This is a genomic window from Variovorax sp. FW305-3-2-15-B-LB1, assembly GCF_058787635.1.
In genome coordinates, this window is sequence record NZ_JBYSZY010000055.1 from 16,766 (window position 1) to 42,440 (window position 25,675).

A 25,675-nucleotide genomic window follows, 5' to 3' on the forward strand; every position below is an offset into this window, starting at 1 on the left:
AGTGTCGCATCGAGGCGATCAGCTGCGCTGCGAATCCAGCTGCTCGCTGTTCGTCACGACCTCCTGCGCCTTCATGTAGCTCTCGATCAGCAGCTGGTAGGGCGGGAACACGGCGCTGTAGGCCTCGGCCCATTGCGCGGCGTCGTCGCGGTGCCAGGTCTTCTGCACTTCGGAGCACACGCCCGCGGTGTCGATCGGCACCACGCCGGCCTGCAGCGCGCCAGCGTGATCTCCTGCGCCATCTTCGAGTACGTGCCCGAGGCGTCGATCACCGCGAACACGCGGTAGCCCTCGTGCACCGCCGCGATGCTCGGGAAGGCCATGCACACGCTGGTGATGGTGCCGGCGATGATCAGCGTGCCGCGCCCGGTGGCCTTCACGGCGGCCACGAACTCGGGGTTGTCCCAGGCGTTGATCTCGCCCTTGCGCGCCACGTACTGTGCATGCGGCGCGTACTTGTGCACTTCGGGAATCAGCGGGCCGTTCGGGCCCTGCGGCACCGAGGCGGTGGTGATGACCGGTATCTTCGCCAGCGTCGCGACCTTGGCCAGCGTGGTGACGTTGGAGCGCAGCTCGGTCATCGGCATGTCCTTCACGGTCTGGAACAGGCCGCTCTGGTGGTCGATGAGCAGCATCACGGCGTCGTCGGGGTCGATGACGGGCTTGGCGCCGTTGAAGTTGGCGACGGTGTTCGGCGTGGTCATGGGGTGCTCACTTTCCTTGGGTCAGCTGCGTGTAGCTGGTGATGAGGTTGCGGTAGTCGGGGATGTGGTTGGAGAACAGCGTGCCCAGGCCCTCGATGTCGTTGCGCCAGTCGCGGTGCAGCTCGCAGGCCACGCCGAACCACGACATCAGCTGCGCGCCGGCGGCCGACATGCGGTCCCACGCGGCCTGGCGCGTCACGTCGTTGAAGGTGCCCGACGCATCGGTGACGACGAACACGTCGAAGCCCTCGGCCAGCGCCGACAGCGCCGGGAAGGCCACGCAGACCTCGGTGACCACGCCGGCGATCAGGAGCTGCTTCTTGCCCGTGGCCTTCACGGCCTTGACGAAGTCCTCGTTGTCCCAGGCGTTGATCTGGCCGGGGCGCGGGATGTAGGGCGCGTCGGGGAACTGGGCCTTCAGCTCGGGCACGAGCGGGCCGTTGGGGCCGTTCTCGAAGCTGGTGGTCAGCACCGTGGGCAGCTTGAAGTAACTGGCGATGTCGGCCAGGGCCAGCACGTTGTTCTTGAACTTGTCGGGGTCGATGTCGCGCACCAGCGAGAGCAGGCCGGTCTGGTGGTCGACCAGCAGCACGGCGACATCGTTCTTGTCGAGACGGGTGTAAGGCTTGGACATGAGAGGCTTCCTTTGCGAGGTTGAATGCCGGGGAAAAATGGCCCCCGATGCATGTCCGTCATGCGTAAAAGCGCACCCGAAAGTCCGGTAGTCGGCGAAATTTGCCTGCAGCGTTCCACCCGATGGACGATGGCAACACCCGTGCGCCGTGGTCGGATGAATTCGTGCCCGCCGGAGCCGATCCGTGGCGGCGGGTAAAATACCCCTACATGTCCCGCTGGTTTGCCGCTACCGTCCTCGCTTTCATGCTGTCCTGCTACGGCTTCGCCGTGCTCGCGCACGGGCTGGTCGGCGGCCACCATGTGACGTCGTCGTCCGGCGAACGCCAGACCGTCGCGACGCTCGCCGCCTCGCTGGCCGATGGCGGCGACAAGGACATCGGCAAGACATCGTCCGAAGACCCGTCCGCCATGGACGAAGCGGGCTCCGAGCACGCCGAACTGGTCGACGCGCGTCCCCACGCACGCAACCTGCTGGTGCTCTCCGCGCAACCGCCGCGGCTGGGCTCCACCTCGGTGCTCTCGCCGCTGCTCGACCGGCCCAAGCGGCCACCCCGGCCCCACGCCCTCCTCGCCGCCTGAGGCCGCGCGGCGGCGAGCGAACGCCTGAGGACTGAAACAGTCCGGGCGTTTGCGCTCATCCGATCCGGCCCGTCGCCTGTTTAGCGCGACGCCCCTGCCCCTTCTTTTTCAGCCGTCTGACGGCCCCGCCGCACGTGTCATGCGACCCGTCCGGCCTTCCCTCTTTTTCAGGATTTTTCGATGAACTCCAGCCAATCGGCCTACCCCTCCAGCTTCGGCGCACCGTTGGCCTCGGTCCAGGAACGCAACCGCGTTCTGCGCAACACCTACTGGCTGCTCGCGCTGTCGATGGTGCCCACCGTGCTGGGCGCCTGGCTCGGCGTGGCCACCGGCCTCACGCGCGCCATGTCGCCGGGCATCGGCCTCATGGTCTTCCTCGGCGGCGCCTTCGGCTTCATGTACGCCATCGAGAAGACCAAGAACTCCGCCGCCGGCGTGCCCGTGCTGCTGGCCTTCACCTTCTTCATGGGTCTGATGCTGTCGCGCCTGGTCGGCAGCGTGCTCGGCCTGTCCAACGGCGCCAGCCTGGTCATGACCGCCTTCGCCGGCACCGGCGGCATCTTCCTGGGCATGGCCATGCTCTCGACGGTCATCAAGCGCGACATCTCGGCCATGGGCAAATGGCTCTTCGTGGGCGCCATCGGCCTTCTGGTGGTGGGCATCGCCAACGTCTTCATCCAGTCGAGCGCGCTGATGATGACGCTGTCGGTCGCTGCCATCGGCATCTTCTCGGCCTTCATCCTGCATGACCTGAAGCGCGTGAAGGACGGCCTGGAAACCAACTACATCTCGGCCACGCTGGGCGTGTACCTGAGCCTCTACAACGTGTTCCAGTCGCTGCTGGCCCTGCTGGGCATCGCCGGCGGCCGCGACGAGTAAGCGCACACAGAACGACAAGCAAGGAAGGAAACACCATGCGCCTCACCACCAAGGGCCGCTTCGCGGTCACCGCGATGATCGACATCGCCCTGCACGGCCGCTCGGGCCCCGTCACGCTGGCCTCGATCAGCCTGCGCCAGCAGGTCTCGCTCTCGTACCTGGAACTGCTGTTCGCCAAGCTGCGCCGCAACGGGCTGGTCGAATCCACCCGCGGCCCCGGCGGCGGCTACTCGCTCAGCCGCAAGGCCGCGGAGATCACGGTGGCCGACATCGTGCTCACCATCGAAGACCTGGGCGCCAGCAAGATCCGCCCACGCGCCGCCGGCTCGGCCGACGAACCCGGCCGCTGCGAGATCGACGACCTCTGGGCCTCCGTGAACCTGCGCGCCGTCGAGTTCCTGCGCTCGATCTCGCTGCAGAGCCTGGTCGACGAACAGAAGGCCAAGGGCGTGCAGCCCGCCACCAGCGCGGCCGCGCGCCGCACGACAGCCGTCGTCGGCTCGCCGGTGCGCAAGCCCTTCGTGGTCGACGCGCCGAACTCGGTGTTCGCACTGGGCCGGCGCCACAGCACGAGCAGCTGACGGCGATCGGCGAGGCCGCTGCGCCGCGCCTTGAAAGACCGGACCGCGCGACCTAGACTGGGCAGTGAGGGCACCCGCGGTGCCGGGGGCCAAGGAGCCTGCCATGTACAAGCGTGTTCTCGTCGCAACCGACGGCTCTTCGCTGTCGGACAAGGCGGTGGCCGCGGCCATCGACCTCGCGTTGCTGACCGGCGCCGAGCTGGTGAGCGTCAACGTCGCGCACATCCAGCCCTATGGCTACTTCGAAGGCTCGATGCTGCTGAACCAGACGGATTTCGAGGCCAACCAGAAACACGTCGAGCAGGCGGCCCAGCGCTTGGCCGATGCGGTGCGCGACACCGCCCTGGCCAAGGGCGTGCGCCGCGCCGACGCGGTGGTCATGAAGTCGAACCAGGTGGCCGAAGCCATCATCCACGCCGCCAAGAACCAGGACTGCGACCTGATCGTGATGGCCTCGCACGGGCGCCGCAGCCTCGCACGGCTGCTGCTGGGCAGCGAGACGCTGCACGTGCTGACGCACTCGCACATTCCGGTGCTGGTGCTGCGCTGAACCGAACGAACCCGGCACCGCGCACGCGGTGCGCGGGGTTATCTCGTCGCGGCGGACTCGACGGTCTCGACGACCGTGCGGCCGGCCGGCGGGCACGACGGCCCGGCATCGCGGCCGAAGCAGCGCGCGGCCTGCGTGCGCGCCTGGGCTTCCTGCGCGTGGCGCGCTTGCGCGGCATCGACCTGGTAGTCGAGCAGCCACTTCATCAGCAACACCATCGCGATCACCAGCCCAAGCGCCACACCCAGCAGGGTCGTGCGCCAGTTGCGAGGTCGCGCCGCAGACGGCGCACGGGCCGGTGCGCTGCTCTCCATCGCGGTGAAGCCCGCAAGGCTGCGGGACGCACCACCGTCATGGATGCGGCGGCGGGGTGGTTCGGGGGTCGCGGAACGCGCGGACACCGAGGTCTGCGCGCGCTTCACGCGCGGCGCATGGGCATTGTCCGAAGGCAGGTGGCGGGCTGGCATGACGGGGGCGATTATGAACGCCTTGCGCCCCCGGTCCGTGCGTCAGGCACCGACGCCGAACGCCGCGTGGTACCGCACCTCGCCAACCGGCCACGCGCCGTGGAACGACACGGCCTGAAAGTATTCCGGCGGAACGCCCGGCAACACCAGCCCGGGCCGCACAACGAAGCCGAAACGGCCATAGAAGGCCGGGTCGCCCAGCAGCACGCAGCCTTGCGCGCCGGCCGCGCGCAGGCCCGCCAGCGCGGCGTCCATGAGCAGCCGGCCGATGCCCTGCCCCTGGCGCGCAGGCGCCACCGAGATCGGGCCCAGGCCATGCCAGCCGGTCGTGCCGTCAGATATCGCCACGGGCGACAGCGCCACATGGCCGACGATCTCGCCGCCGTCTTCGACCACGAGCGACAGCGTGAGCTGCCCGGCCGCGCGCAAAGCGTCGACGATGAGGTGTTCGGTGCCGTCGGCATGCGGTGCCTCGGCAAACGCCGCCACCGTCAGTTGCCGGATGGCAGCCTCGTCGCCCGGTTGCTCGGGGCGAACCACCGGCCCCGCCTCCGTCCGCCGCGCAGCCTCCACCTTCTTCTGCGTGTCAGCATCCACCAACGCCCGCATGGCACGGAACAGCGGCCGGCTGCCGGTGTGCTTCTGGCCGTAACCGAGGTTGAATTCGTAGTCGAAGTCCGGCGGGTTCGCGCCCTGGTTGTGCTGCAGCAGGGTCTCGAGCTTGTCGAGCGCCTTGACCGCCTGCGCTTCGGGCGTCTCGGCTTTCTCGTACTCGTCCCACAGTGCGAGGATGCCCGCGCGCAGCGGCGCGTCGAGCGTGCGCGTGAGCAGCTGCAGGTCTTCGCGCTCCTGCGCGCTCTTGTCGGGGTGCGCGGCCTGCACGATGGCGGGGATGTCGCCGTGGATCGCCTCGCCCAGGTCGTGCACCACGCACATCTTCAGCACCTTGAGCAGGTCGAGATCGGCCAGCTCGTCCTCGAAGGCCATGGCCATGAGGCACAGGCGCCAGCTGTGCTCGGCCGTGCTCTCGGTGCGGCCCGAGGCCGTGTGCGCGCTGCGCAGCACGCTCTTGAGGCGCTCGGCCTCGCGAAGGAAGTCCAGCCTTCCCCTGATCTGATCGATGTCCATCTCGCCGTCTCGTTCGTCCTGAAGGGTGTCAGGCCGAGCCTACGCGATCCGGACGCAGGCCGTCGTTACAGCGCCGGCCCCAGCCCGATCGGCGCGGGCACCGCGTTGACGATGCGCGTGAAGAGCGACGCATACACCTCGTCGGGCGCGGGGTGGTTGGAGAACAGGTCGCGGTTCTCGCCGAAGGCCGCGTCGAGTTCGCGCCAGTCGTCGGCGCTGAGCACCCGCTCGGCCAGCGGCAGGATCTCGCGCTCCTCGTGCGCCATGTGGTCCAGGTAGAAGCTCACGTACTCGTTCATCGCCTGCTCGAAGGCCAGGCGGCGCGGCTCGCCGAGCATCTCGAAGGCGAGCAGCGCGTGCTCGACGTGGCGGATCTTGCGCTCGCCCCAGGCATGGTCGTTGTCGAGCTTGTCCATCAGGTCGCGCGAGATCGGCGTGCACGCGCGCAGCCGGGGAAAGAGCAGCTCGGTCTCCTTCGGGTGATGGCGCTTTTCGGGAAACTCGTCCACGTAGAACAGCATCGCGCGCAACGTCGCGAAGTCGGGCATCGTGCCCTTGCGGCGGTGCTGGTCGAGCAGCATGACGATGGAACGCAGCATGGCCGCCAGCGCGGCGTGCTCCTGGCGAATGATCCGGACGGCGGCATGGGTCATGGCGGGGTCTCCTGCTTTCGAAGGCCCCAAGGGTCGCAAGTCCGACGCGGCCCAGGCTTGTTCCAGATCAAGGCCCGCGCATGCAGCCAGGCACAGACTGGCATGGCATCTCCTCTTTCTCATCAACGCACCCTGGAGGTTCCACACCATGTACCAACGCATCCTGGTTCCCGTCGACGGCAGTTCCACCTCCGCCGAAGGCCTGGCCGAAGCCATCCGCCTGGCCCGGCTCACCGGTGGCCGCCTGCGCATCGTCCACATCCTCGACGAGCTCTCGTTCGCGCTCGGCATGGACGTCTACGTCGGCCATTCGGGCGACTGGCTCGGGGCGCTGCGCGCCAACGCCGTGACGCTGCTCGAGAAGGCCCGCGCCCAGGCGCAGGAAGCGGGCGTCGAGGCCGAGGTCGTGCTGCGCGACGGCTTCAAGGCCGGCGCGGTCCACGACCAGGTGGTGACCGAAGCCGTCGATTCGAAGGCCGACCTGATCGTGCTCGGCACGCACGGGCGGCGCGGCCTGAGCCGTTGGGCCATGGGCAGCAGCGCGGAACACATCCTGCGGGTCGCGCCCGTGCCGGTGCTGCTGATCCGCGCGCCCGAAGCCGCGGCCAAGGTGGAGTCCGAGCGCTTCAGCCTGCCGGACGGGCAGGTCGCGAACCAGTAGGCCGGCCACCCGCCACCGGTTTGACGGGGCCCGGCACCGCGCCCAGAATGGCCTGCTCCGCTCGCGGCTTCTTTCGCGCAAGAGCCGCCCGCCCGTTCCCCGTTTCAAGGAGCAGCGCCATGAGCTCACCCCAGCACATCCGGCAGTCCATGGACACCCTCGCGAGCCACTTCGCGACGCATCCCCAGGACGCCCTGACACAGGACAAGCCGGCCACGGCCACGCTGGTGTCGGGCCTGCACTTTCGCGTGACCGGGCCCACGGGGGAATCCATCGCGACCGACATGCCGAAGGCCATCGGAGGCAAGGCTGAAGCGCCATCGCCCGGCTGGTTCATGCGCGCCGCCCTGGCCAGTTGCGAAACGACCGTGATCGCCATGCGGGCCGCGCAGCTCGGCATCGCATTGACGACCCTGGAAGTGGTCGTCGGCAGCCAGTCGGACAGCCGCGGCCTGCTCGGCGAGCCGGCCTCCGTGCCCGCCGGCCCCAGCCGCATGCACGTCGCGGTGCGGATCGCCGCGGACGGCGTGCCGGAGCAGGACCTGCGCGACCTGGTGCACTGGGCCGAGGCCCACTCCCCGGTGGGCAGTGCGCTGCGCCGGGCCGTGCCGCTCGAGGTGGCGGTGCAGGTCGGGCCGGCCTGACAACACCCGCGAAGGCCGTCCTCAGGCGTAGGAACGCAGCCGCACCGCAAAGGCCGCCAGCGGCGCGATGCCGCTGGCTTCGGCGCGCTCGCACCAGTCCTGCAGCCGCTTCACGAGCTGTTCGCCCGTGGCGCCCGAACGGCTCCACAGCGCCGTCAGCTCGCGCCGCATCGCGTACATGGTCTCCAATGCTTGCGAGGCCACCAGCGCTTGCGTGAGTTGGGCATGGCGCGTGGCGTCGAGCGCCTTCTCTTCCTTGCCGAGCCAGGGCCGCGCGGCGCGCAAGGCACGCGCCTTGTTCGGCGCGAGCGCATGCACCCGCGCCAGCTCCTCGGTGCAGGCCTGCTTCAGCGAGCGCGAGTAGTTCGACAGCACGTCGTAGTGGTGCCGGATCACCGCCTGCACCGTGAGCAGGTCGACGGTGGCGCGCGGCGCGGTGAGGCGCGGCTTCGGCGCCAGGTGCTTCACCTTCGCCAGCCCCACCGCCTGCAGCGCGCGGATGTAGACCCAGCCGATGTCGAACTCGAACCACTTGTTCGACAGCTTGGCCGAGGTCGGGAACGCGTGGTGGTTGTTGTGCAGCTCTTCGCCGCCGATCAACAGGCCGATGGGAAAGATGTTCGTGCTCGCGTCCGACGCGGGCCAGTTGCGGTAGCCCCAGAAGTGGCCGATGCCGTTGACCACGCCGGCGGCCCAGAACGGAATCCATGCGATCTGAACGAGCAGCACCAACGCGCCCGGCAGCACGCCGAACAGCGCCATGTCGATCAGGCCCATGCAGGTGATGCCCAGCGTCTGGTAGCGCGTGTACAGCCGGCGCTCGAGCCAGTCGTCGGGCGTGCCGTGGCCGTAGCGGCTGAGTGTCTCGGGGTTGCGCGCCTCGGCCACGTACAGCAGCACGCCGCCCCAGAGCACGCGCTTCAGGCCCACCACCTGCGGGCTGTGCGGATCGTCGGGCGTGTCGCACTTGGCGTGGTGCTTGCGGTGCACCGCGGCCCATTGCTTGGTGACCATGCCCGTCGTCATCCAGAGCCAGAAGCGGAAGAAGTGGCTGGCAATGGGATGCAGGTCGAGCGCGCGGTGCGCCTGGTGGCGGTGCAGGAAGATGGTGACCGAGGCGATGGTGACGTGCGTCAGCGCCAGCGCGGCCAGCAGCACGCCCCACCACGGGAGATCGAGCGCGCCCGAGAAAAGAAAAGATGCCATTCGTTCGTACCTTCTGGACCCTGTGGACAACGGGCGCGATTCTCGGAAGCGCCCCGCCCGCAGGCCTTGCGCCAGATCAACAGCGGGCGCTGCCGCTGCCGCAACCGCGCCTTGCGTGCTACGCTTCCCGGCTCCCTGCGCCCTTCCCCGTGGCGCCGGCGTTTTTTCTCCCAGCCCCCGCATGACTTCTGCCCCCCACATCGCGGTGCTCGACGACGAGGTCGACATCACGCTGCTGCTGGCCAACTACCTCCAGGGCCACGGCTATCGCGTCACCCAGATCCACGACGGCGCGGCGCTGCGCTCGCTCATGGCCGCCGACCCGGCCGACCTCGTGCTGCTGGACCTGGGCCTGCCCGGTGAAGACGGCTTTTCCATCGCCCGCCACATGCGCGAGAACTGGCGCTGCGGCCTCGTGATCGTCACCGGCCGCGGCGACCCGGTGGACAAGGTGGTGGGCCTCGAAGTGGGCGCCGACGACTACGTGACCAAGCCCTTCGACCTGCGCGAGCTGGCGGCGCGCGTCAAGGCCGTGCTGCGGCGCCTGACGCCCGACGCGTCGGCCGCCGCCGCCGCGCCCACGCCGCCCGAGCGCCTGCGCTTCGCGGGCTGGCGCCTGGACACCGCCGCGCGCAGCCTCAGCAACGCGCAGGGCGAGGCCGTGGCGCTGACCACCGGCGAGTTCGACCTGCTGTGCGCCTTCGCGCGGCACCCGGGCCGCGTGCTCTCGCGCGACTTCCTGCTCGAGCAGACGCGCGGTCGCGAAGCGGCCCCTTTCGATCGCACGATCGACGTGCAGGTCGGCCGGCTGCGCAAGAAGATCGAGGCCAACGCCGACGATCCGCAGCTCATCAAGTCGGTGCGCGGCGCGGGCTACATCCTCGTGCCGCCGGTCACGCATGGCTGACGGCACAACACCACCCTCCATCCCCGGCCTGCCCTCGGGCGTCGAGGAAGGCAGCGTGTTCCGCTCGCTGTTCGCCGCCTACCCCGATTCGCTGCTGGTGGTGGACCAGTCGGGCCGCATCGTGCTGGCCAACCCCTCGGCCGCCGCCATGCTCGGCTACGCGGCCGACGAGCTCGTGGGCCTGAGCGTCGAAGCGCTGGTGCCCGACAGCATCCGCCCACGCCACGCCGCGTTTCGCGAAGCCTACGGCCGCGCGCCGCGCCCGCGCCCGATGGGCACCGACATGGAGCTGGTCGCCAAGCGCAAGGACGGCAGCGAGGTGATGGTCGAGATCGCGCTGAGCCCGCTGCAGAACCAGGGCCTGCCCTTCGTGGTGGCCGCGATCCGCGACATCGGCGCCTACCCGCGCGTGAAGCAGGCGCTGCAGCGCGCGCGCTACAGCGAACACCTGGCACAGCTGGGCCGGCTGGCGGTCGACACGCGCGACCTGCAGGTGGTGCTGGCGCAGGTGCCCGACATCGTCGCGACCGCGCTGCAGGTCGAGGTGGCCATGGTGTGGCTGCTCGACGGCACCCAGCGCGAGTTCCGCCTGGCCAGCGGCGTGGGCCTGGTCGCCGACGAGAGCGTCGGCCTGCGCATCGCCAACCGGCCCGACACGCAGCCCGGCTACGTGCTCTCGCAAGGCTGTCCGGTCGTGGTCACGGACTACCGCGAAGAGCGCCGCTTCACCGTGCCGCCCGCCTACCTCGAGGCCGGGCTGGTCAGCGCGCTGGCCGTGCCGTTGTCCGATCGGGGCCGCGTGACCGGCATGCTGTCGGTGCGCGCCACCGCCGCGCGGCGCTTCGGCGACGAGGAAATCCGCTTTCTCGAATCGGTGGCGAGCCTGCTGGCCACCAGCCTGCAGCGCGTGCAGACCGAAGAGGCGCTGAACCACGCGCAGCGCCTGGAGAGCGTGGGCCAGCTCACCGGCGGCATCGCGCACGACTTCAACAACCTGCTCACCATCATCCAGGGCAACCTGCAGGTGCTCGAAGAGCTTCCGCAGCTCGCGGCCGACGGCTATGCGCAGCAACTGGTGGCCGCCGCCGCGCGCGCCAGCCGGCGCGGTGCCGAGCTCACGGGCAAGCTGCTGGCCTTCTCGCGGCGCCAGATGCTGCAGCCCGACGCGGTCGACGTGCGGCAGATGCTGCACTCGCTCACCGACATGCTGCGCCGCACGCTCGACCAGCGCATCCAGATCGAGATCGACGCCGACGACCCCTGCCCCGCCGTGCGCGCCGACCCGGGCCAGCTCGAATCGGCGCTGCTGAACATCGCCATCAACGCGCGCGACGCCATGCCCGAGGGCGGGCGCCTGCACTTTCGCGCCGAGGCCTGCGACGCCCTGCCCGCCACCGTGCGCCAGGAACTGAGCGACGCCGATGCCGGCCGCCGCTTCGTCGCGCTCTCCATCGCCGACAGCGGCACCGGCATGACCGACGCGGTCATGGAGCACCTCTTCGAGCCCTTCTTCACCACCAAGGAGGCCGGGCGCGGCACCGGCCTGGGCCTGAGCACGGTGTACGGCTTCGTGAAGCAGTCGCGCGGCGCCATCGCCATCGACAGCAAGCTCAACGCCGGCACCACCGTGACGCTCTACCTGCCGCAGGTCGAGGCCGACGCGGCGAGCGCTGCAACACCTGCCGATGAAGACCCGATAGAAGTTGAAGCCGAGGCCACGCTGGCCCCGGGCCTGCGCGTGATGCTCGTCGAAGACGACGCCGAGGTGCGCCAGGTGGTCCACACCTTCCTGACCACTCTGGGCTGCGAGGTCGCGACCGCCGCCAACGCCGAGCAAGCCCTGCCCGCGATAGCCGCCGAGGCCACGCCCTTCGACCTGCTGCTGAGCGACATCGCGCTCGGCCCCGGCATGCGCGGCACGCGGCTGGCCGCCGAGGCGGTGCAACGCCAACCGCGGCTGGCGGTGCTGCTGATGTCGGGGTTCTCGGCCGAGCTGCTCGACGCCGACCGCGAAGCGCCGCCGGGCTGGGAGCTGTTGCGCAAGCCGTATTCACGCAGCGAACTCGCGCGGGCGATGGCGCGGGCGCTGTTGGCTGCGCGCGAGTGAACGACGTCTCTTCCTACTGAAGCATCGCGGGCGCCGGCGCCAGGCAGCGCTGCACGAAGGCCGAGAGCGCGCCCACGTCGGGAATCTGCACCTCGCGCCGGCCCTTGGTGGCAAAGCCGATGACCTTGTCGCGCGCCAGCCGCGAGAGTGCGCGGCTCACGCTTTCGAGCGTCATGCCCAGGTAGTTGCCGATTTCGGCGCGCGTCATGCGCAGCGTGATCTCGTCGGTGCGCATGCCGCGGTCGGCCAGCGACTCGGCCCAGTAGCGCAGGAAGTCGGCCACGCGCGCGTCGGCCGGCAAGGTGCACACCGACATCAGCGAATCGCGGTCGTGCGCGATCTCGCGGCTCATCGCGGCATGCAGCATCTGCAGCAACACGGGGTGCGTGGTGCAGGCGGCCAACAGCGATTCGTAGGGCACGACCCAGACCTCGCCAGTGTCCATCGCCACCGCGTCGCACACGTAGCGCTGGCCCGCGATGCCGTCGAAGCCCAGCCAGTCGCCGCGGAACTTCAGGCCCACCACCTGCTCGCGGCCGTCGGCCGAGAGATTCACGATCTTGAAGAAGCCCGAGTTCAGGATGTAGAGGTTGCCGAAGCGTTCGCCGGCCTGGTAGATCACGTCGCCCGTGTGCACCATGCGGCGCTGCGGTTGCAGCTGCTCGGCCAGCAGGCGCAGACGCTCGGCCGTGCGGCGGCCCGCGTCTTCCTTGTGCACCGCCGCCGGAGGCGGCCGAAGCGGGAGGATGGGGTTGGGGCGGGCACTCGTGAGCATGGGGATTCCTCGGCGTTCTGTCTGTCTTGTGTGGCGTTGCCTGCGATCAGGCGATGTCTCGATGCTAGGAAGCGCGAGGCCCCGCAGTGACAACGGCCCGCATCGGTGCGTAACGTCGGGTGAATGCTCTGTGTCCGGCGTGTAACAGCGGGGCGGTCCTTGATGTGCGTCAAGGCCAGCGCGGCCGGGGTGGCTAGCCTCCGCGAGACACATGTCGAACCTTGCCATGCACCCTTCCACCGCCGCGCTGTCGCCCCAGAGAGAGGCCAGCCTGCTGGGCCGCGCCCGGCTGCTCCAGCGCGCCGCGCTCGACGGCGCCGCGCCGCCGCGGCTGCTGCGCGGCAAGAACCTGGGCCTGCTCAGCGAGACCGGCGACAGCGCCGCGCTCGCCCTGCTGCGCCAGGCCGCCGAGGAACTGGGCGCGCAGGTCGCGACCATGCGCTCCAGCCTGTCGACCGACACGCCGGTGCAGGAGCTGCAGCACACGGCGCGCATGCTCGGTCGGCTCTACGACGCCGTGGCCTGCGAGGGCATCGACGCCGCGCTGGTGCGCCAGATCGGCCAGCACGCGGGCATTCCGGTGCACGACGGCGCAGCGGCCGACAGCCACCCCACGGCTGCGCTCGCGGGCCTGCTCGGCGAGCGCACGACGGCGACGGACAACCGGCGATTCGTGCTGCAGGCGTTGCTGATCGAGAGCATCGCCTGAGGAGTTAGCGCCTCAGCCGCACCAGTCAGCAATGCGGTGGCTCAGGTCCATCCACAGCGCTTGCAGCGCCACCGCCGCCAGCAACACCCCCGCCAGCCGCGCGCCCCAGGCCTGGCGCGTGCCGCTGTCGCCCCACCCGCGCAAGCGCTGCCACAGCCACGGCGCAGCGAGCAGCGACACGCTGCTGCCCGCCGCGAACAGCGCCATCGTCGAGGCACCTTGCAGCGGCCCGTTGCCCAGCGCGGCCAGCATGAGCGCCGAATAGAGCAAGCCGCAGGGCATGGCGACCCAGAGCGTGCCCGTGGCCAGCACGCCCAGCAGCGAGCCGCCGGCCATCGGCCGCAGCCGCGCTTCGAGCGCGCGCCCGGCACGCTGCGCCCACAGCGGCTGGCGGCCCGCGACGGCGAGCACCACGCCCCAGGCGAGCACGAACACATGCAGCATCACCCACAGCGGACGCCAGGCCGCGACCTGCGCGCTCGCTGCGCCCAGGCCGTGCAGGCTCGCGGCGGCGATGGCGCCGGCGGCGGCGTAGCTCGCCATGCGGCCGAGATGGAAGGCGACCTGTGCCATGGGATGCACGGCCTGCGAGGGCCCGCCCGCCGGCACGATGCGGATCACCGCCGTCGACACCGCGCCGCACATCGCCACGCAGTGCGGCCCGCCCGCGAGCCCCATCAACAGTGCGGCGCCGGCGAGTGCGGGGGATTCCATCGAATCAAACCACGCGCGAAAAGCGCGTGCGCGTCGCGGCGCAATAACGGTCGAACACCATCGCCACCGCACGCACGAGGAACCAGCCGGCCTCGGTGACCTCGATGGCGCGCGGCGACAGGCGCACCAGCCCCTGCTCAGCCATCGGCACCAGCGCAGCACGCTCGGGAGCGAAATAGTCCGCGAAGGCGATGCCGTGCGCGGCCTCGACCGCGTCGAAGTCCACGCGGCCCCGGCACATCAGCGCCATGATGACCTCGCGGCGCAGCAGGTCGTCGTCCGACAGCGCGAGCCCCTTGACCACGGGCAGGCGGCCCTGGTCGAGCAGCGCGTAGTAGTCCTCCAGCGTCTTCGCGTTCTGGCTGTAGGTCGCACCCACGCGGCCGATGGCCGACACGCCGAGCGCGACGAGGTCGCCGTCGGGCTGCGTGCTGTAGCCCTGGAAGTCGCGGTGCAGCCGGCCTTCGCGCTTGGCCACGGCCAGCGGGTCGTCGGGCAGCGCGAAGTGGTCCATGCCGATGTAGACATAGCCAGCCTCGCTGAGCGCCGCAATCGCGCGCCCGAGCATGCGCACGCGCGTGGGCGCGTCGGGCAGCTCGTCGGCCGCGATGCGCCGCTGCGGCTTGAAGCGCTCCGGCAGATGGGCGTAGGCATACAGCGCGATGCGGTCGGGCCGCAGTTCGCGGATCTGCGCGAGCGTGCGCTCGAACGAAGCATCGTTCTGGCGCGGCAGGCCGTAGATCAGATCGACGTTGATCGATTTGAAACCCAGTGCGCGCGCCGCGTCCATGAGCGCGAAGACCTGCGCCGCCGGCTGGATGCGGTGCACGGCCTGTTGCACGGCGGGGTCGAAGTCCTGCACGCCGAAGCTCAGGCGGTTGAAGCCGAGCGCGGCCAGCGCCGCGAGCCGCTGGGCATCGACGGTGCGCGGATCGATCTCGATCGACTGCTCGCCGCCCGGCACGAACGCGAACGCACGGCGCAGCAGGGCCACCAGCTCGCCCAGTTCCTCATCGTCGAGGAAGGTCGGCGTGCCGCCGCCCAGGTGCAGCTGGCCGACGGGCGCACCGGGCCCGAGCTGCGCGACCTGCAGCGCCACTTCGCGTGCGAGGTAGTCGAGGTACTGCCGCCCGCGCTCGCGGTGCTTCGTCACGACCTTGTTGCAGGCGCAGTAGTAGCACAGCGATTCGCAGAACGGGATGTGCACGTACAGCGACAGCGGCTCGCCGACCGTGTCCGCGTCGCGCCGCAAGTGCAGCGCCTGCGCGTAGTCGTCGGCACCGAAGGTCTCGACGAAGCGGTCGGCCGTGGGGTACGAGGTGTAGCGCGGGCCGGGCATGTCGAAGCGGCGCAGCAGCTCGACAGGCAACACGGACGGGGTCTCGGGAACGCAAGCCAGGGGCAGGCTCATGACGCAGTCTCTTTCTCGGACGGCAGCGCCAGCAGCGTGGTGCACGCGCTCGAGGCCGCCGCCATCAGCCAGAACACGAAGAAGGACACGGTGTAGATGCCCTGGCGCGACATGCGCAGCGCATCGGCGCCGCAGTACGAGTGGATCGGGTCGATCATCGCGAACACCAGCACCTCCATGCCGCAGGCCACGAGGAACGACGGCCACAGGATGCCGGCGATGCGGCGCATGGCACTCATGGGGCCGCCCTCCTGGGCACCGGCACATCGTCCTCGGGCGTCGCCGCGTGGTTGCGCCCGGCCTGCGCCGGCATGCGTTTCTTGTCGGCCAGCGTGCGATTGATCTCGATGCCTTCGCGGTAGTAGTCCTCCGACACCAGCACCTCGGGGGTGCGCAGCGCCAGCCACACGGTCGCGATGCTCGCGAGCACCACGGCCGCGGGCCCCGCGATCACCAGCCAGACCAGCGGGTAGCGCCACCAGGGGCCGGAGGTCGCGGACGCGTTCATCGGCAGGGCATCGTTCATGGAAAGACCTTTCAGCGCGGCACCAGGAAGACCGCTTTTTCGGAAACCTGCGCCGCGCCATCCGCCTGCCGGATGTCGAAGTGCACCGTGTGCGAGCCGGCCGGCGCGGCGCCGTAGGGCACCTGCAGCCGCACCGCGACCCAGCGCGCCTGCGCGGGCTCGACCTCGATGGCCTCGTCGGGCGAGGCCACGCTCAACCCCTCGATGCCGCGCGCGGCGATGCGGTAGTGCTGCGCGCGCTCGGTCGCGTTCATGATCTGCAGCCGGTAGACGTTCTCCAGCCGCCCGCCCTCGACGATGCGCGCCAGCGAGGCGCGGTCGCGCACCACGTCGACCTTCAGCGGCGTGCGCGCGACCAGGCTGGCGAGCAGGCCCGCCACCAGCAGCGCGAGCAATGCGGTGTAGACCAACACGCGCGGGCGCAGCACGCGGCGCCACAGCTGGCGGCGCGACCAGCCGGCCTCCATGCCGTTCTGCGTGTCGTAGCGGATCAGGCGCGGCGCGTAGCCCATCTTGTCCATCACGCTGTCGCAGGCGTCCACGCACAGGCCGCAGCCGATGCACTCGTACTGCAGGCCTTCGCGGATGTCGATGCCGGTGGGGCACACCTGCACGCACAGGCTGCAGTCGATGCAATCGCCCAAGGCGGCGCTGCGCGGGTCGACGTTCTTGCGGCGCGGCGCGCGCGGCTCGCCGCGCCGCGGGTCGTAGCTGACGATGAGCGTGTCGCGGTCGAACATCGCGCTCTGGAAGCGCGCGTAGGGGCACATGTACTTGCACACCTGCTCGCGCATGAAGCCGGCGTTGCCATAGGTGGCAACGCCGTAGAAGAACACCCAGAACACCTCCCACGAGCCCATCTGCGTCTGCAGGAAGGCCATGCCCAGCTCGCGGATGGGCGTGAAGTAGCCCACGAAGGTGAAGCCGGTCCACAGCGCGATGCCGATCCAGACGAGGTGCTTGAAGGCCTTCTTCACCAGCTTCTCGAGCGAGAACGCGCCGGCGTCGAGCCGGATGCGCGCGCTGCGGTTGCCTTCGATGCGCTGCTCCACCCACAGGAACATCTCGGTGTAGACGGTCTGCGGGCAGGCATAGCCGCACCACAGGCGGCCGGCCACGGCCGTGAAGAGAAAGAGGGAGAGCGCGCTGATCACCAGCAGGCCCGACAGGTAGATCAGGTCCTGCGGGTACAGCACCAGGCCGAAGATGTAGAAGCGCCGCGCGGCCAGGTCGAACAGCACCATCTGCCGCTCGCCCCATTCCACCCAGGGCATGCCGTAGAACACCAGCTGCGTGAGAAAGACCATGGCCCAGCGCCAGCGCGCGAACAGGCCCTGCACGCTGCGCGGGTAGATCTTCTTCGTCGCCTCGTACAGGCCGACCTCCGGCGCGGCGGCGGGCGGCGCACTGACGATCGGGATGACCGTCTTTCGCGTCATGGCGTCCCGGTCGCAGGGTTGGACATGCCCCACACGTAGGAGGCCAGCAGCTTGATCTGCGCCTCGGTCAGGCGGCCTTCCTGCGCGGGCATGGCGCTGTGCTTGCCCTCGTTGATGATCTGCACGATGGCGGCCTCGCCGTAGCCGTGCAGCCAGATGCGGTCGTTCAGGCGCGGGGCGCCCAGCGCCGGGTTGCCCACGCCGCCAATGCCGTGGCAGGCCGCGCAGGCGGCGAACTTGGGCTTGCCCAGGCCCGCGCGCAGCGAGTCGTGCGGCTCGCCCGACAGGCTCAGCACATAGTTGGCGACGTTCTTCACGTCGTCGGGCGTGCCGACCATGGCGGCGGCCGGCGGCATGGTGCCGATGCGACCCTTGGTGATCGATTCGACGATCTTTTCGGGCGTGCCGCCGTGCAGCCAGTCGGCATCGGTGAGGTTGGGAAAGCCCTTGCTGCCGCGCGCGTCGGAACCGTGGCACTGCGCGCAGTTGTTCATGAACAGGCGCTCGCCGATGGCGCGGGCCTGCGGGTCGCGCGCGACCTCCTCCAGGGGCATGGGCGCGTAGCGCGCGTACACCGGCGCCAGCGCCTGCGTGGCCTTGGCCACGTCCTGCTGGTACTCGGCGCGCGAGCTCCAGTCGTTCGTGCCGCGAAAGCTGCCCAGGCCCGGGAACACGGCCAGGTAGCCCAGCGAGAAGACGATGGTCAGCACGAACAGGCCCACCCACCACAGCGGCAGCGGGTTGTTGGCCTCGCGCAGGTCTTCGTCCCACACGTGGCCGGTGGTGTTGTCGGCGTCGGAGGGCACGCGCTTGCGCGCCGTGAGCCACAGGAGCAGCACGCAGCCCAGGATGCTCAGCAGCGAGGCCACTGCCACGTAGCTGGACCAGAAGTTACTAATGAAGTCGCTCATCGTGTGTGTCCCTTCAGTCCTGCTCGAACGGCAACCGGGCCGCTTCCGCGAAGCGCTGCGTGTTGCGGCGCGAACAGGCCCAGGCCACGATGCCGATGAAGACGACGAAGCAGGCGATGGTGGCGGCGATGCGCAGGGTGGTGATGTCGGTCATGGGGCGTTGCCTGTTCTTTCTTCTTACTTGAGCGCCAGGCCCAGCGACTGCAGGTAGGCCACGGTGGCGTCCATGTCGGTCTTGCCGGCGACCTCGTCGGCGGCCTTGGCAATCTCTTCGTCGGTGTAGGGCACGCCCACCGTGCGCAGCGCACGCATGCGGGTGGCGATGCTGCCGGCGTCGACCAGCCCCTTCTCTAGCCACGGGTAGGCCGGCATGTTCGACTCGGGCACGAGGTCGCGCGGGTTGTTCAGGTGGATGCGGTGCCACTCGTCGCTGTACTTGCCGCCCACGCGGTGCAGGTCGGGGCCGGTGCGCTTGCTGCCCCACTGGAAGGGGTGGTCGTACACGAACTCGCCGGCCACCGAGTAGTGGCCGTAGCGCAGCGTCTCCGAGCGGAAGGGGCGGATCATCTGCGAGTGACAGTTGTAGCAACCCTCGCGCAGGTACACGTCGCGGCCGGCCAGCTGCAGCGGCGTGAGCGGCTTCACGCCCTCCACGGCCTCGGTGGTCGACTTCTGGAAGAACAGCGGCACGATCTCCACGAGGCCGCCGATGGCCACCACCAGCAGGATCAGCACGATCATCAGCAGGTTGTTGGTCTCGACCTTCTCGTGCGTGAAGCCGGTGGCGGCGGGCGCGGAGTTCTGGTTGTCAGGTTCGTTCATCGTGCGTCCTCAAAGGCTTCAGGCGTGGGCGGCGGCAACGGCCGGGATCTCGGCGCGCACCGAGCGCCCGGTGATCACGGTCATCCAGACGTTCCAGGCCATGACCAGCATGCCGCCCAGGTAGAGCACGCCGCCGATCACGCGCACCAGGTAGTAGGGGAAGGTGGCCTTCACGCTCTCGACGAAGGTGTAGGTCAGCGTGCCGTCGGCATTGATCTCGCGCCACATGAGGCCCTGCATCACGCCGGCGATCCACATCGCGGCGATGTACAGCACGATGCCGATGGTGGCCATCCAGAAGTGCACGTCGATGGCGCGCACGCTGTACATGGCGAGGCGGCCGTACATGCGCGGGATCAGGTAGTACAGCGACCCCATGGTGATGAAGCCCACCCAGCCCAGCGCGCCGGAGTGCACGTGGCCCACGGTCCAGTCGGTGTAGTGGCTCAGGGCGTTGACGGTCTTGATGGACATCAGCGGGCCCTCGAAGGTCGACATGCCGTAGAACGACAGCGCGACGATCAAAAAGCGCAGGATCGGATCGGTGCGCAGCTTGTGCCAGGCGCCCGAGAGCGTCATCACGCCGTTGATCATGCCGCCCCAGCTGGGCGCAAGAAGGATGAGCGAGAACACCATGCCCAGCGACTGCGTCCAGTCGGGCAGCGCGGTGTAGTGCAGGTGGTGCGGGCCGGCCCACATGTAGGTGAAGATCAGCGCCCAGAAGTGCACGATCGACAGCCGGTACGAATACACCGGGCGCCCCGCCTGCTTGGGGATGTAGTAGTACATCATTCCCAGGAAGCCGGCCGTGAGGAAGAAGCCCACGGCGTTGTGGCCGTACCACCACTGCACCATCGCGTCCTGCACGCCGGCGTAGGCCGAGTAGCTCTTCATCCAGCCGGCCGGAATGGCCGCGCTGTTGACGATGTGCAGCAGCGCCACCGCGATGATGAAGGCGCCGTAGAACCAGTTGGCCACGTAGATGTGGCGCACCTTGCGCAGGCCGATGGTGCCGAAGAACACGATGGCGTAGGCCACCCAGACCACCGCGATCAGGATGTCGATGGGCCACTCGAGCTCGGCGTATTCCTTGCCGCTGGTGTAGCCCAGCGGCAGGCTGATGGCGGCGGCGACGATCACCAGCTGCCAGCCCCAGAACACGAACGAGGCCAGCGCCGGCGCGAACAGCCGCACCTGGCAGGTGCGCTGCACGACGTGGAAGCTCGTGGCCATGAGCGCGCAGCCACCGAAGGCGAAGATCACCGCGTTGGTGTGCAGCGGACGCAGGCGGCCGTAGCTGAGCCAGGGAATGCCGAGGTTGAGTTCGGGCCAGGTCAGCTGCGACGCGATGATCACGCCGACCAGCATGCCGACCACCCCCCAGACCACCGACATGAGTGCGAACTGCCGCACGACGGTGTCGTCGTAGATGGCCGCGGGAGGGTGCGTGGTCTGCTGCATCGTGGTGCCCGTAGATGTGGTTTGCGGGCAGTGTCTGCCCGCGTCGCCCGGGCAGGCTTGATGCAGATCAAGCCCGCTCCGTTCTCCACTGCGGCTTGTATCGACGGCGGCACACGAGCTCGAACGATGCCGAAGGCCGCGGAGCAGGCCGTGCCAGAACACCCGCGGAACTGGCTATGCCAGGCCGCAGGGTGTGCCCCCTGCAAGGGGGTTGGCGAAGCGACACGAAGTGCGCGTAGCCTGGGGGTTAGTCATTCTTCAGGATGCGGTCGCCTTCGACCTCGATGTCCTCGAACTGGCCGCGTTCGATGGCCCACCAAAGGCCTCCGAGGATCGCCAGGACAAGCACCACCGACAGCGGCACGAGCAGGAACAGCACGTCCATCAGGCCACCGCCGCTTTCCCTGGTGCAGCGAGCCGCGCCGCGTTGAGCACCACCAACAGCGAGCTCGCCGCCATGCCCAGCCCCGCGAGCCACGGCGGCAGCCAGCCGGCCACGGCCAGCGGCACGCACACGGCGTTGTAGGCCGCGGCCCAGAACAGGTTCTGGCGCACCACGCGCAGCGTGCGGCGCGCCTGCGCCACGGCCGCGGGAATGGCCTGCAGCGCATCGCCGAGCACCACGAAGTCGGCCCGCGCGCGCGACAGCGGCACGGCGTGGCCGAAGGCGAACGAGGCGTTGGCGCGCGCCAGGCTCGGGCCGTCGTTCAGCCCGTCGCCGACCATCGCCACCTCGCGCCCGGCCGCCTGCAATTGCCACAGCACCTCGAGCTTGTCTTCCGGTGCGCAGTCGCCCTGCACCGCCGCGATGCCGGCCTGCGCGCCGATGGCACGCGCCGCGTTCTCGCGGTCGCCCGAGAGCAGCCGCACCGACAGGCCCTGCGCCTGCAGCGCCGCCACGGCCTGCGTGGCGTCGGGGCGCAGCTCCTCGGCGAGCACGAAGCTGGCGAGCCAGCCTTCGTCGTCGCTCAGGTGGATCTGCGCCGCATCGACCTGCAGCGGCGGCACCTCGCAGAAGGCCGCCGAACCCAGGCGCACGGGGCGCGCGCCGTGGTCGTCCACCGCATCGCGCCGGTGCAGCGAGGCCGCCACGCCCTGCCCCACCGTCTCGCGCAGCTGCGTCGCCGACCAGGCCGGCGGCGCACGGAACTGCGCCTGCCAGGCGTTCACGAGCGCGCGCGCCGCCGGGTGCAGCGACAGCGCGGCGAGCGCCGCGCCGATCTCCAGCGCGTCGCCCGGGCGCAGGCCTTGGCGGCAGTACACGCGCTCCAGGCGCGGCGTGTCGCCCGTGAGCGTGCCGGTCTTGTCGAACACCACGGTGTCGACGCCGGCCAATGCTTCGAGCGCCTGCAGGTTCGAGGTGAGCACGCCGCCGCGCGCCAGCGCACCTGCGCTCGCGAGCATCGCGGCCGGCGTGGCGAGCGACAACGCGCACGGGCAGGTGACGATCAGCACCGCCACCGCGACCATCAGCGCCTTGCCGGGATCGACCGCCCACCACAGCGCGCCCGCGCCGAACGCGCAGGCCAGCACCGCGATGAGAAAGGGCCGCGCCACGCGGTCGGCGAGCCGAGCCAGGCGCGGCTTGTCGAGCGCGGCGTTTTCCATGAGCCGCACGATCTGCGCGAAGCGCGTGCCCTCGCCCACCGAAGCGATGCGCACCTGCACCACGGCCGAGAGGTTGTGGCTGCCCGCGAGCACGCGGTCGCCGCAGGGGCGCGGCACGGGGCGCGACTCGCCGGTGAGCAGCGCCTCGTCGGCGGTGGTGTCGCCGTCGATCACCGTGCCGTCGGCCGGGAAGGCCTCGCCGGGGCGCACGCGCACCACGTCGCCCGCGCCGAGCCGGCGCACCGCCACGCGCGTCCATTCGCTGTCGGACCCGAGGCGCTCCACGCTGTCGGGCAGCCGGTGCATCAGCGCCTCGAGCGCGCCGGCCGTGCGGTCGCGCAGCCGTGCCTCGAGCCAGCGGCCGGTGAGCAGGAAGAAGACGAACATCGTCAGCGAGTCGAAGTAGACCTCGTGCCCCAGCGGCCCCGTGGGGTCGAAGGTGGCGGCCGTGCTCACCACGAAGGTGATGACCACGCCGAAGGTCACGGGCAGGTCCATGCCGACACGGCCGATGCGCAGGTCGCGCCAGGCGCTGCGAAAGAAGGGCCCGCACGAGAACAGCACCACGGGCAGGCTGAGCACCCACGAGGCCCAGCGCAGCAGCTGCGCCGCATCGGCCGTCATGTCGCCGGGGCGCGCGACGTAGGCCGGGTAGGCGTACATCATCACCTGCATCATGCAAAAGCCCGCGACCAGCCAGCGCCACAGCGCCATGCGCAACTCGCGCGTGCGCGTCTCGCGCGCGCTGCGGCTGCCGGCCGGCAGCAAGGGGTAGCCCGCGCGCGCGCTGGCCTCGAACCAGCGCGAAGGCCGCGTGGCCGTGGCCGACCACACGACGCGCGCGCGCCGGCTCGCGGCATTCACCTGCACCTCGGCCACGCCGGGCACCTGCGCCAGTGCGGCCTCGACGGTGAAGGCGCAGCCCGCGCAGTGCATGCCCTCGACGGCCACCTGCGATTCCCAGCGGCCCGAGCCCGCCTCCAGCGGGCGGCCGAACGCGGCCCACTCGGCGGGGTCGTCGAGCAACTGCCAGGCGTCGGCGCGGGCGTCGGCCCCCGCAGACGACGGAACGGACGGAAACGGCGCGAGCGCGGCGGAAGCTTGCATCGGGGCAGGCTAAGGGCCTTGCCGATGCAAGCGTTTGATCTGCATCAAGGTTCGTTGCGGCGGCCGGGGCCGCGCAGGACCGTCAGTCCGCCAGTCAAGCGGGCGTCTTCGCGAGCTCCACCGGCGGCGTGCCGGCCTTGAACATGCTCGCCAGCTGCTTGCGCAGTTCGGGCGTGTCGGTGTGGCCGTGCACGGCCACGGCGTGCTGGACGGCGGCATCGAGCAGTTCGCCTTCGGAGTCGGCGCAGAGCGCGACACTGCAGTTCATCGTGCTTGGGTACTCGCGGCAGTCGATGTATTGGCGGGACATGGCGCCTCCTTTGTCCTTACGGACGTGCTTCGAAGATCAGGTTGAAAGGCGTCTCGCTGGCGCGGCGGAAATGCGAGAAGCCGCCCTGCGAGACGACGTCGCGCAGGCGCGCTTCACCGGCCTGCGCCCCCAGGCACAGGCCCACTTCCTGCGAACGCGAGGCCGGCGTGCAGATGAAGCTGGAGGCCGAATAGAACACGCGCCCCACCGGGTTGATGTTGTCCTCCAGCCGGTCATTGGCAAAGGGCTCGACGATCATCCACGTGCCCTGCGGCTTGAGGGTGCGCCGCACATGCGCCGCTGCACCGACGGGGTCGCCCATGTCGTGCAGGCAGTCGAAGACGGCGACGAGGTCGTAGTCTTCGCCGGGGAAATCCTTGGCGCTCGCGACCTCGAAGCGCAGGCGCTTTTCATCGTCGACGCCGGCCTTGCGCGCGGTTTCGCGGGCGCGTTCGATCGACGGCGCGTGGTAGTCGAAGCCGACGAAGCTGGATTGGGGATAGGCCTGTGCCATCAGCAGCGTCGAGGCACCGTGCCCGCAGCCCACGTCGGCCACGCGCGCGCCGCTTTTCAGCAAGGGCTCAATGCCTTCGAGCGCCGGAATCCACTGGCTCACCAGGTTGGCCGCGTAGCCGGGCCGGAAGAAGCGCTCGGTGCCATGGAACAGGGCCACGTCGTGCTCGTGCCAGCCGATGCCCAGGCCCGTGCGCATGGCCTGGACCATCTTGGGAATGATCTTGAACTGCGCCACGGCGATCTGGAACGCGCCGGGCACGAAGGCCGGGCTGCCTTCCTCGGCCAGAGCGAAGGCCTGTTCCTCCGTCAGCGAGAACAGCTCGCCTTTGGGGTCGTACTCGACGTAGCCGCTGGCGGCCTGGGCCGAGAGCCATTCGCGCAGGTAGCGCGGATCGGTCTCGGTGCGGCGGGCGAGCTGCTCCGCGGTGGCGGGGCCTTCGGCCAGCGCCTTGTACAGGCCGAGCTGGTCGCCGACGACGATGGTGGCCGCGTGCATCACGGCCCCGATGTCGTGGACGAAGTTACCCATGAACGCGTTAAGCCGTGTTTCGTCGATGGCCATGTGTATCCCCTTCGTCGACAAGCGACTGGCGCGCCCGCTGCCTGCCTATACTGAATTCGAGGCAAAGGGCCTGCGAGCATCCTGTCTCTCGATGCATGCGGGCGCCATACGCAGCAATGCGTATGCACCGTGAAAGGGCATGCCATGACGCACCTGTCGCGCAACGATTGGGCGAGCGCACTTCGCCTGCTGGACAAACTGGAGTCCGGCCATGTGCCCGTGCGGCATCGCAGCGCCGACGCGCATCCCACGCGCACCACCCGCCGCATCGCCAAGGCGCCGGGCCGGCGCGAGTTGCGCCGCGCCGCGCAGCAGGCCGACTACTGCCGGCGCGTGGGGCTGGAGCATGCGATGGCGGTGGCCTTCCTGTACCGGCTGGCCTGCCGCGCTCCTGTGCCGTTGCCGGATGCGCAGCCGGCCGGCCTCACGCCGCGCGAGGGCGATGTCATGCACTGGCTCTCGCAGGGCAAGACCGACGCCGAGATCGCCGCCCTGCTGACGATCAGCCCCCGCACCGTGCACAAGCACCTGGAGCATGTCTACGTGAAGCTGGGCGTGGAGACGCGCACGGCCGCCGTGATGCGCGCGCTCGCCATGGGCCGATCTGTCTGAAGAAGAGAGACCGGCTCCTTCCCCCTACTCGATGCGGAAGACGAACTCCTGCGTCGCCAGCACCTCCGCATCGCCCGTGGTCTGGCATTCGTAGCGCATCACCGCGGCGCGCACGGCCGAGTGGTACACGCGCGGCCCCGACAGGAAGCGCACCTCCTGCACATGGCCGCCCTTGATGCGCACCTCGGCCTTGACCACGCCGCCGATGCCTTCGTCCATCGCCTTGCGCGGCATCTCGGGCTTGACCTGCCGCGGGCAGGCCACCGCGATGTCGGTGGTGGTCGCCTTCGGCGGGGCCGGCGGCGCGGGGGGCGCCGGCGGTGCGGCGGGCGGCGGCGGCACGGGCTCGGTGTTCTGCACGGCAGTGATCACGGGCGCCGAGGTGACGGGCGGCGTCACGGCCGGCGGCGGCACATAGGCCGGGCGCGGCGGCGGCGGGGCCTTGGGCGTTTCCTGGCGAACGATCTTCTTCGGCGGCGGGGGCGGCGGT

General features: G+C 69.9%; 30 protein-coding genes and 2 pseudogenes. 10 read left to right on the forward strand and 22 right to left on the reverse strand.

Annotation, left to right across the window (positions count from 1 at the left end; genetic code table 11):
* Positions 1 to 18 precede the first annotated feature (18 nt).
* Both AC3WQR_RS25555 and ycaC read right to left on the reverse strand, forming a co-directional pair.
* Positions 19 to 704 (reverse strand): annotated as a pseudogene (locus tag AC3WQR_RS25555) (isochorismatase family protein).
* A gap of 7 nt (positions 705 to 711) precedes the next feature.
* Entirely contained in the window at positions 712 to 1,338 is a 627-nt protein-coding gene (ycaC, locus tag AC3WQR_RS25560; RefSeq protein WP_062479957.1) for an isochorismate family cysteine hydrolase YcaC, read from the reverse strand.
* Positions 1,339 to 1,583: 245 nt separating this feature from the next.
* On the opposite strand from ycaC, the gene AC3WQR_RS25565 reads away from it, so the two are divergent.
* The 4 genes from AC3WQR_RS25565 to AC3WQR_RS25580 all read left to right on the forward strand — a co-directional run bounded on the left by AC3WQR_RS25565 (position 1,584) and on the right by AC3WQR_RS25580 (position 3,929).
* Positions 1,584 to 1,919 carry a hypothetical protein gene (locus AC3WQR_RS25565; protein WP_062479977.1) on the forward strand — a complete coding sequence of 112 codons (336 nt, stop codon included), beginning with the start codon at positions 1,584 to 1,586 and terminating at the stop codon, positions 1,917 to 1,919.
* A 180-nt stretch (positions 1,920 to 2,099) separates the two neighbouring features.
* Entirely contained in the window at positions 2,100 to 2,798 is a 699-nt protein-coding gene (locus AC3WQR_RS25570; RefSeq protein WP_492731215.1) for a Bax inhibitor-1/YccA family protein, read from the forward strand.
* Between the two features lie 35 nt (positions 2,799 to 2,833).
* The gene (locus AC3WQR_RS25575; protein ID WP_062479961.1) at positions 2,834 to 3,379 is read left to right on the forward strand and encodes an Rrf2 family transcriptional regulator; all 546 of its coding nucleotides are present in this window, start codon (positions 2,834 to 2,836) and stop codon (positions 3,377 to 3,379) included.
* Between the two features lie 103 nt (positions 3,380 to 3,482).
* Positions 3,483 to 3,929 (forward strand): universal stress protein, encoded by a 447-nt coding sequence (locus AC3WQR_RS25580; RefSeq protein WP_492744518.1) that lies wholly within the window; start codon positions 3,483 to 3,485, stop codon positions 3,927 to 3,929.
* A 38-nt stretch (positions 3,930 to 3,967) separates the two neighbouring features.
* Here the strand turns inward: AC3WQR_RS25580 and AC3WQR_RS25585 are convergent, their stop codons facing one another.
* The 4 genes and pseudogenes from AC3WQR_RS25585 to AC3WQR_RS25600 all read right to left on the reverse strand — a co-directional run bounded on the left by AC3WQR_RS25585 (position 3,968) and on the right by AC3WQR_RS25600 (position 6,177).
* Positions 3,968 to 4,396: a hypothetical protein gene (locus AC3WQR_RS25585; protein WP_492744520.1), complete on the reverse strand. Its 429-nt coding sequence runs from the start codon at positions 4,394 to 4,396 to the stop codon at positions 3,968 to 3,970.
* A gap of 42 nt (positions 4,397 to 4,438) precedes the next feature.
* Positions 4,439 to 4,936 (reverse strand): GNAT family N-acetyltransferase, encoded by a 498-nt coding sequence (locus AC3WQR_RS25590; RefSeq protein ID WP_492744550.1) that lies wholly within the window; start codon positions 4,934 to 4,936, stop codon positions 4,439 to 4,441.
* A 24-nt stretch (positions 4,937 to 4,960) separates the two neighbouring features.
* Positions 4,961 to 5,524: pseudogene (locus AC3WQR_RS25595) on the reverse strand (HD domain-containing protein); the annotation flags it as partial.
* 65 nt (positions 5,525 to 5,589) lie between these two features.
* Entirely contained in the window at positions 5,590 to 6,177 is a 588-nt protein-coding gene (locus AC3WQR_RS25600) for a hemerythrin domain-containing protein (protein ID WP_062479967.1), read from the reverse strand.
* A 148-nt stretch (positions 6,178 to 6,325) separates the two neighbouring features.
* On the opposite strand from AC3WQR_RS25600, the gene AC3WQR_RS25605 reads away from it, so the two are divergent.
* Both AC3WQR_RS25605 and AC3WQR_RS25610 read left to right on the forward strand, forming a co-directional pair.
* Positions 6,326 to 6,838, forward strand: coding sequence for a universal stress protein (locus tag AC3WQR_RS25605; protein ID WP_492744522.1), 513 nt, complete (start codon positions 6,326 to 6,328; stop codon positions 6,836 to 6,838).
* A gap of 119 nt (positions 6,839 to 6,957) precedes the next feature.
* Positions 6,958 to 7,482 (forward strand): OsmC family protein, encoded by a 525-nt coding sequence (locus AC3WQR_RS25610; protein ID WP_492684733.1) that lies wholly within the window; start codon positions 6,958 to 6,960, stop codon positions 7,480 to 7,482.
* 21 nt (positions 7,483 to 7,503) lie between these two features.
* Here the strand turns inward: AC3WQR_RS25610 and AC3WQR_RS25615 are convergent, their stop codons facing one another.
* The gene (locus AC3WQR_RS25615; protein ID WP_492744524.1) at positions 7,504 to 8,688 is read right to left on the reverse strand and encodes a DesA family fatty acid desaturase; all 1,185 of its coding nucleotides are present in this window, start codon (positions 8,686 to 8,688) and stop codon (positions 7,504 to 7,506) included.
* A gap of 181 nt (positions 8,689 to 8,869) precedes the next feature.
* On the opposite strand from AC3WQR_RS25615, the gene AC3WQR_RS25620 reads away from it, so the two are divergent.
* Both AC3WQR_RS25620 and AC3WQR_RS25625 read left to right on the forward strand, forming a co-directional pair.
* Complete coding sequence (locus tag AC3WQR_RS25620; RefSeq protein ID WP_070062099.1) at positions 8,870 to 9,595, forward strand: winged helix-turn-helix domain-containing protein; 726 nt, start codon at positions 8,870 to 8,872, stop codon at positions 9,593 to 9,595.
* Positions 9,588 to 11,702 carry a PAS domain S-box protein gene (locus AC3WQR_RS25625; protein ID WP_492744526.1) on the forward strand — a complete coding sequence of 705 codons (2,115 nt, stop codon included), beginning with the start codon at positions 9,588 to 9,590 and terminating at the stop codon, positions 11,700 to 11,702. The genes AC3WQR_RS25620 and AC3WQR_RS25625 overlap by 8 nt, the downstream gene beginning before the upstream one ends.
* A gap of 13 nt (positions 11,703 to 11,715) precedes the next feature.
* Here AC3WQR_RS25625 and AC3WQR_RS25630 read toward each other — a convergent pair whose 3' ends face one another.
* Positions 11,716 to 12,477, reverse strand: a complete 762-nt coding sequence (locus tag AC3WQR_RS25630; protein WP_492744528.1) for a Crp/Fnr family transcriptional regulator — start codon at positions 12,475 to 12,477, stop codon at positions 11,716 to 11,718.
* A gap of 226 nt (positions 12,478 to 12,703) precedes the next feature.
* On the opposite strand from AC3WQR_RS25630, the gene AC3WQR_RS25635 reads away from it, so the two are divergent.
* A complete protein-coding gene (locus AC3WQR_RS25635; protein ID WP_492744530.1) occupies positions 12,704 to 13,186 on the forward strand; it encodes a Rossmann-fold NAD(P)-binding domain-containing protein in 483 nt (160 codons plus the stop codon).
* A 12-nt stretch (positions 13,187 to 13,198) separates the two neighbouring features.
* Here AC3WQR_RS25635 and AC3WQR_RS25640 read toward each other — a convergent pair whose 3' ends face one another.
* The 13 genes from AC3WQR_RS25640 to AC3WQR_RS25700 form a co-directional block, all read right to left on the reverse strand.
* Complete coding sequence (locus tag AC3WQR_RS25640; RefSeq protein WP_492744532.1) at positions 13,199 to 13,900, reverse strand: sulfite exporter TauE/SafE family protein; 702 nt, start codon at positions 13,898 to 13,900, stop codon at positions 13,199 to 13,201.
* Between the two features lie 4 nt (positions 13,901 to 13,904).
* The gene (gene hemN / locus AC3WQR_RS25645; RefSeq protein ID WP_492744534.1) at positions 13,905 to 15,311 is read right to left on the reverse strand and encodes an oxygen-independent coproporphyrinogen III oxidase; all 1,407 of its coding nucleotides are present in this window, start codon (positions 15,309 to 15,311) and stop codon (positions 13,905 to 13,907) included.
* Entirely contained in the window at positions 15,308 to 15,550 is a 243-nt protein-coding gene (locus tag AC3WQR_RS25650) for a hypothetical protein (RefSeq protein ID WP_062481687.1), read from the reverse strand. The genes hemN and AC3WQR_RS25650 overlap by 4 nt, the downstream gene beginning before the upstream one ends.
* The gene (locus tag AC3WQR_RS25655) at positions 15,547 to 15,837 is read right to left on the reverse strand and encodes a FixH family protein (RefSeq protein WP_492744536.1); all 291 of its coding nucleotides are present in this window, start codon (positions 15,835 to 15,837) and stop codon (positions 15,547 to 15,549) included. The genes AC3WQR_RS25650 and AC3WQR_RS25655 overlap by 4 nt, the downstream gene beginning before the upstream one ends.
* Positions 15,838 to 15,848: 11 nt before the next feature.
* Positions 15,849 to 17,276, reverse strand: coding sequence for a cytochrome c oxidase accessory protein CcoG (gene ccoG / locus AC3WQR_RS25660; RefSeq protein WP_492744538.1), 1,428 nt, complete (start codon positions 17,274 to 17,276; stop codon positions 15,849 to 15,851).
* Positions 17,273 to 18,187, reverse strand: a complete 915-nt coding sequence (gene ccoP / locus AC3WQR_RS25665) for a cytochrome-c oxidase, cbb3-type subunit III (RefSeq protein WP_492744540.1) — start codon at positions 18,185 to 18,187, stop codon at positions 17,273 to 17,275. Before ccoP ends, ccoG begins: the two co-directional genes overlap by 4 nt.
* A 13-nt stretch (positions 18,188 to 18,200) precedes the next feature.
* Entirely contained in the window at positions 18,201 to 18,341 is a 141-nt protein-coding gene (locus tag AC3WQR_RS25670; RefSeq protein ID WP_062481697.1) for a cbb3-type cytochrome oxidase subunit 3, read from the reverse strand.
* A 23-nt stretch (positions 18,342 to 18,364) separates the two neighbouring features.
* Entirely contained in the window at positions 18,365 to 19,009 is a 645-nt protein-coding gene (ccoO, locus tag AC3WQR_RS25675) for a cytochrome-c oxidase, cbb3-type subunit II (protein ID WP_492744542.1), read from the reverse strand.
* A gap of 18 nt (positions 19,010 to 19,027) precedes the next feature.
* Positions 19,028 to 20,470, reverse strand: a complete 1,443-nt coding sequence (gene ccoN / locus AC3WQR_RS25680; RefSeq protein ID WP_139702545.1) for a cytochrome-c oxidase, cbb3-type subunit I — start codon at positions 20,468 to 20,470, stop codon at positions 19,028 to 19,030.
* Positions 20,471 to 20,717: 247 nt separating this feature from the next.
* Positions 20,718 to 20,855, reverse strand: coding sequence for a cbb3-type cytochrome oxidase assembly protein CcoS (gene ccoS / locus AC3WQR_RS25685; RefSeq protein ID WP_095948759.1), 138 nt, complete (start codon positions 20,853 to 20,855; stop codon positions 20,718 to 20,720).
* Entirely contained in the window at positions 20,855 to 23,185 is a 2,331-nt protein-coding gene (locus tag AC3WQR_RS25690; protein WP_492744545.1) for a heavy metal translocating P-type ATPase, read from the reverse strand. The genes ccoS and AC3WQR_RS25690 overlap by 1 nt, the downstream gene beginning before the upstream one ends.
* Before the next feature lie 94 nt (positions 23,186 to 23,279).
* The gene (locus AC3WQR_RS25695) at positions 23,280 to 23,495 is read right to left on the reverse strand and encodes a DUF1059 domain-containing protein (protein ID WP_070062088.1); all 216 of its coding nucleotides are present in this window, start codon (positions 23,493 to 23,495) and stop codon (positions 23,280 to 23,282) included.
* Between the two features lie 16 nt (positions 23,496 to 23,511).
* Positions 23,512 to 24,573, reverse strand: a complete 1,062-nt coding sequence (locus AC3WQR_RS25700) for a class I SAM-dependent methyltransferase (protein WP_062482952.1) — start codon at positions 24,571 to 24,573, stop codon at positions 23,512 to 23,514.
* Positions 24,574 to 24,717: 144 nt separating this feature from the next.
* Here AC3WQR_RS25700 and AC3WQR_RS25705 point away from each other — a divergent pair, with 144 nt between their 5' ends.
* Positions 24,718 to 25,185, forward strand: coding sequence for a helix-turn-helix transcriptional regulator (locus AC3WQR_RS25705; protein WP_369645968.1), 468 nt, complete (start codon positions 24,718 to 24,720; stop codon positions 25,183 to 25,185).
* A gap of 24 nt (positions 25,186 to 25,209) precedes the next feature.
* Here AC3WQR_RS25705 and AC3WQR_RS25710 read toward each other — a convergent pair.
* Positions 25,210 to 25,675, reverse strand: a 466-nt coding sequence (locus tag AC3WQR_RS25710; RefSeq protein WP_492744547.1) for an energy transducer TonB, incomplete at its 5' end; no start/stop codon positions are given.

Bases quoted from the DNA above. Each gene is read 5' to 3' on its own strand.
- ccoO (WP_492744542.1), bottom strand. From the start codon at position 19,009: ATGAACGAACCTGACAACCAGAACTCCGCGCCCGCCGCCACCGGCTTC.
- AC3WQR_RS25705 (WP_369645968.1), top strand. From the start codon at position 24,718: ATGACGCACCTGTCGCGCAACGATTGGGCGAGCGCACTTCGCCTGCTG.
- AC3WQR_RS25635 (WP_492744530.1), top strand. From the start codon at position 12,704: ATGCACCCTTCCACCGCCGCGCTGTCGCCCCAGAGAGAGGCCAGCCTG.
- AC3WQR_RS25565 (WP_062479977.1), top strand. From the start codon at position 1,584: ATGCTGTCCTGCTACGGCTTCGCCGTGCTCGCGCACGGGCTGGTCGGC.
- ccoG (WP_492744538.1), bottom strand. From the start codon at position 17,276: ATGACGCGAAAGACGGTCATCCCGATCGTCAGTGCGCCGCCCGCCGCC.
- AC3WQR_RS25655 (WP_492744536.1), bottom strand. From the start codon at position 15,837: ATGAACGATGCCCTGCCGATGAACGCGTCCGCGACCTCCGGCCCCTGG.
- AC3WQR_RS25575 (WP_062479961.1), top strand. From the start codon at position 2,834: ATGCGCCTCACCACCAAGGGCCGCTTCGCGGTCACCGCGATGATCGAC.
- AC3WQR_RS25700 (WP_062482952.1), bottom strand. From the start codon at position 24,573: ATGGCCATCGACGAAACACGGCTTAACGCGTTCATGGGTAACTTCGTC.
- AC3WQR_RS25690 (WP_492744545.1), bottom strand. From the start codon at position 23,185: ATGCAAGCTTCCGCCGCGCTCGCGCCGTTTCCGTCCGTTCCGTCGTCT.
- AC3WQR_RS25695 (WP_070062088.1), bottom strand. From the start codon at position 23,495: ATGTCCCGCCAATACATCGACTGCCGCGAGTACCCAAGCACGATGAAC.
- ccoS (WP_095948759.1), bottom strand. From the start codon at position 20,855: ATGGACGTGCTGTTCCTGCTCGTGCCGCTGTCGGTGGTGCTTGTCCTG.
- ccoP (WP_492744540.1), bottom strand. From the start codon at position 18,187: ATGAGCGACTTCATTAGTAACTTCTGGTCCAGCTACGTGGCAGTGGCC.
- AC3WQR_RS25670 (WP_062481697.1), bottom strand. From the start codon at position 18,341: ATGACCGACATCACCACCCTGCGCATCGCCGCCACCATCGCCTGCTTC.
- AC3WQR_RS25600 (WP_062479967.1), bottom strand. From the start codon at position 6,177: ATGACCCATGCCGCCGTCCGGATCATTCGCCAGGAGCACGCCGCGCTG.
- AC3WQR_RS25620 (WP_070062099.1), top strand. From the start codon at position 8,870: ATGACTTCTGCCCCCCACATCGCGGTGCTCGACGACGAGGTCGACATC.
- ycaC (WP_062479957.1), bottom strand. From the start codon at position 1,338: ATGTCCAAGCCTTACACCCGTCTCGACAAGAACGATGTCGCCGTGCTG.
- AC3WQR_RS25580 (WP_492744518.1), top strand. From the start codon at position 3,483: ATGTACAAGCGTGTTCTCGTCGCAACCGACGGCTCTTCGCTGTCGGAC.
- AC3WQR_RS25640 (WP_492744532.1), bottom strand. From the start codon at position 13,900: ATGGAATCCCCCGCACTCGCCGGCGCCGCACTGTTGATGGGGCTCGCG.
- AC3WQR_RS25585 (WP_492744520.1), bottom strand. From the start codon at position 4,396: ATGCCAGCCCGCCACCTGCCTTCGGACAATGCCCATGCGCCGCGCGTG.
- AC3WQR_RS25605 (WP_492744522.1), top strand. From the start codon at position 6,326: ATGTACCAACGCATCCTGGTTCCCGTCGACGGCAGTTCCACCTCCGCC.
- hemN (WP_492744534.1), bottom strand. From the start codon at position 15,311: ATGAGCCTGCCCCTGGCTTGCGTTCCCGAGACCCCGTCCGTGTTGCCT.
- AC3WQR_RS25625 (WP_492744526.1), top strand. From the start codon at position 9,588: ATGGCTGACGGCACAACACCACCCTCCATCCCCGGCCTGCCCTCGGGC.
- AC3WQR_RS25650 (WP_062481687.1), bottom strand. From the start codon at position 15,550: ATGAGTGCCATGCGCCGCATCGCCGGCATCCTGTGGCCGTCGTTCCTC.
- AC3WQR_RS25630 (WP_492744528.1), bottom strand. From the start codon at position 12,477: ATGCTCACGAGTGCCCGCCCCAACCCCATCCTCCCGCTTCGGCCGCCT.
- AC3WQR_RS25610 (WP_492684733.1), top strand. From the start codon at position 6,958: ATGAGCTCACCCCAGCACATCCGGCAGTCCATGGACACCCTCGCGAGC.
- ccoN (WP_139702545.1), bottom strand. From the start codon at position 20,470: ATGCAGCAGACCACGCACCCTCCCGCGGCCATCTACGACGACACCGTC.
- AC3WQR_RS25615 (WP_492744524.1), bottom strand. From the start codon at position 8,688: ATGGCATCTTTTCTTTTCTCGGGCGCGCTCGATCTCCCGTGGTGGGGC.
- AC3WQR_RS25570 (WP_492731215.1), top strand. From the start codon at position 2,100: ATGAACTCCAGCCAATCGGCCTACCCCTCCAGCTTCGGCGCACCGTTG.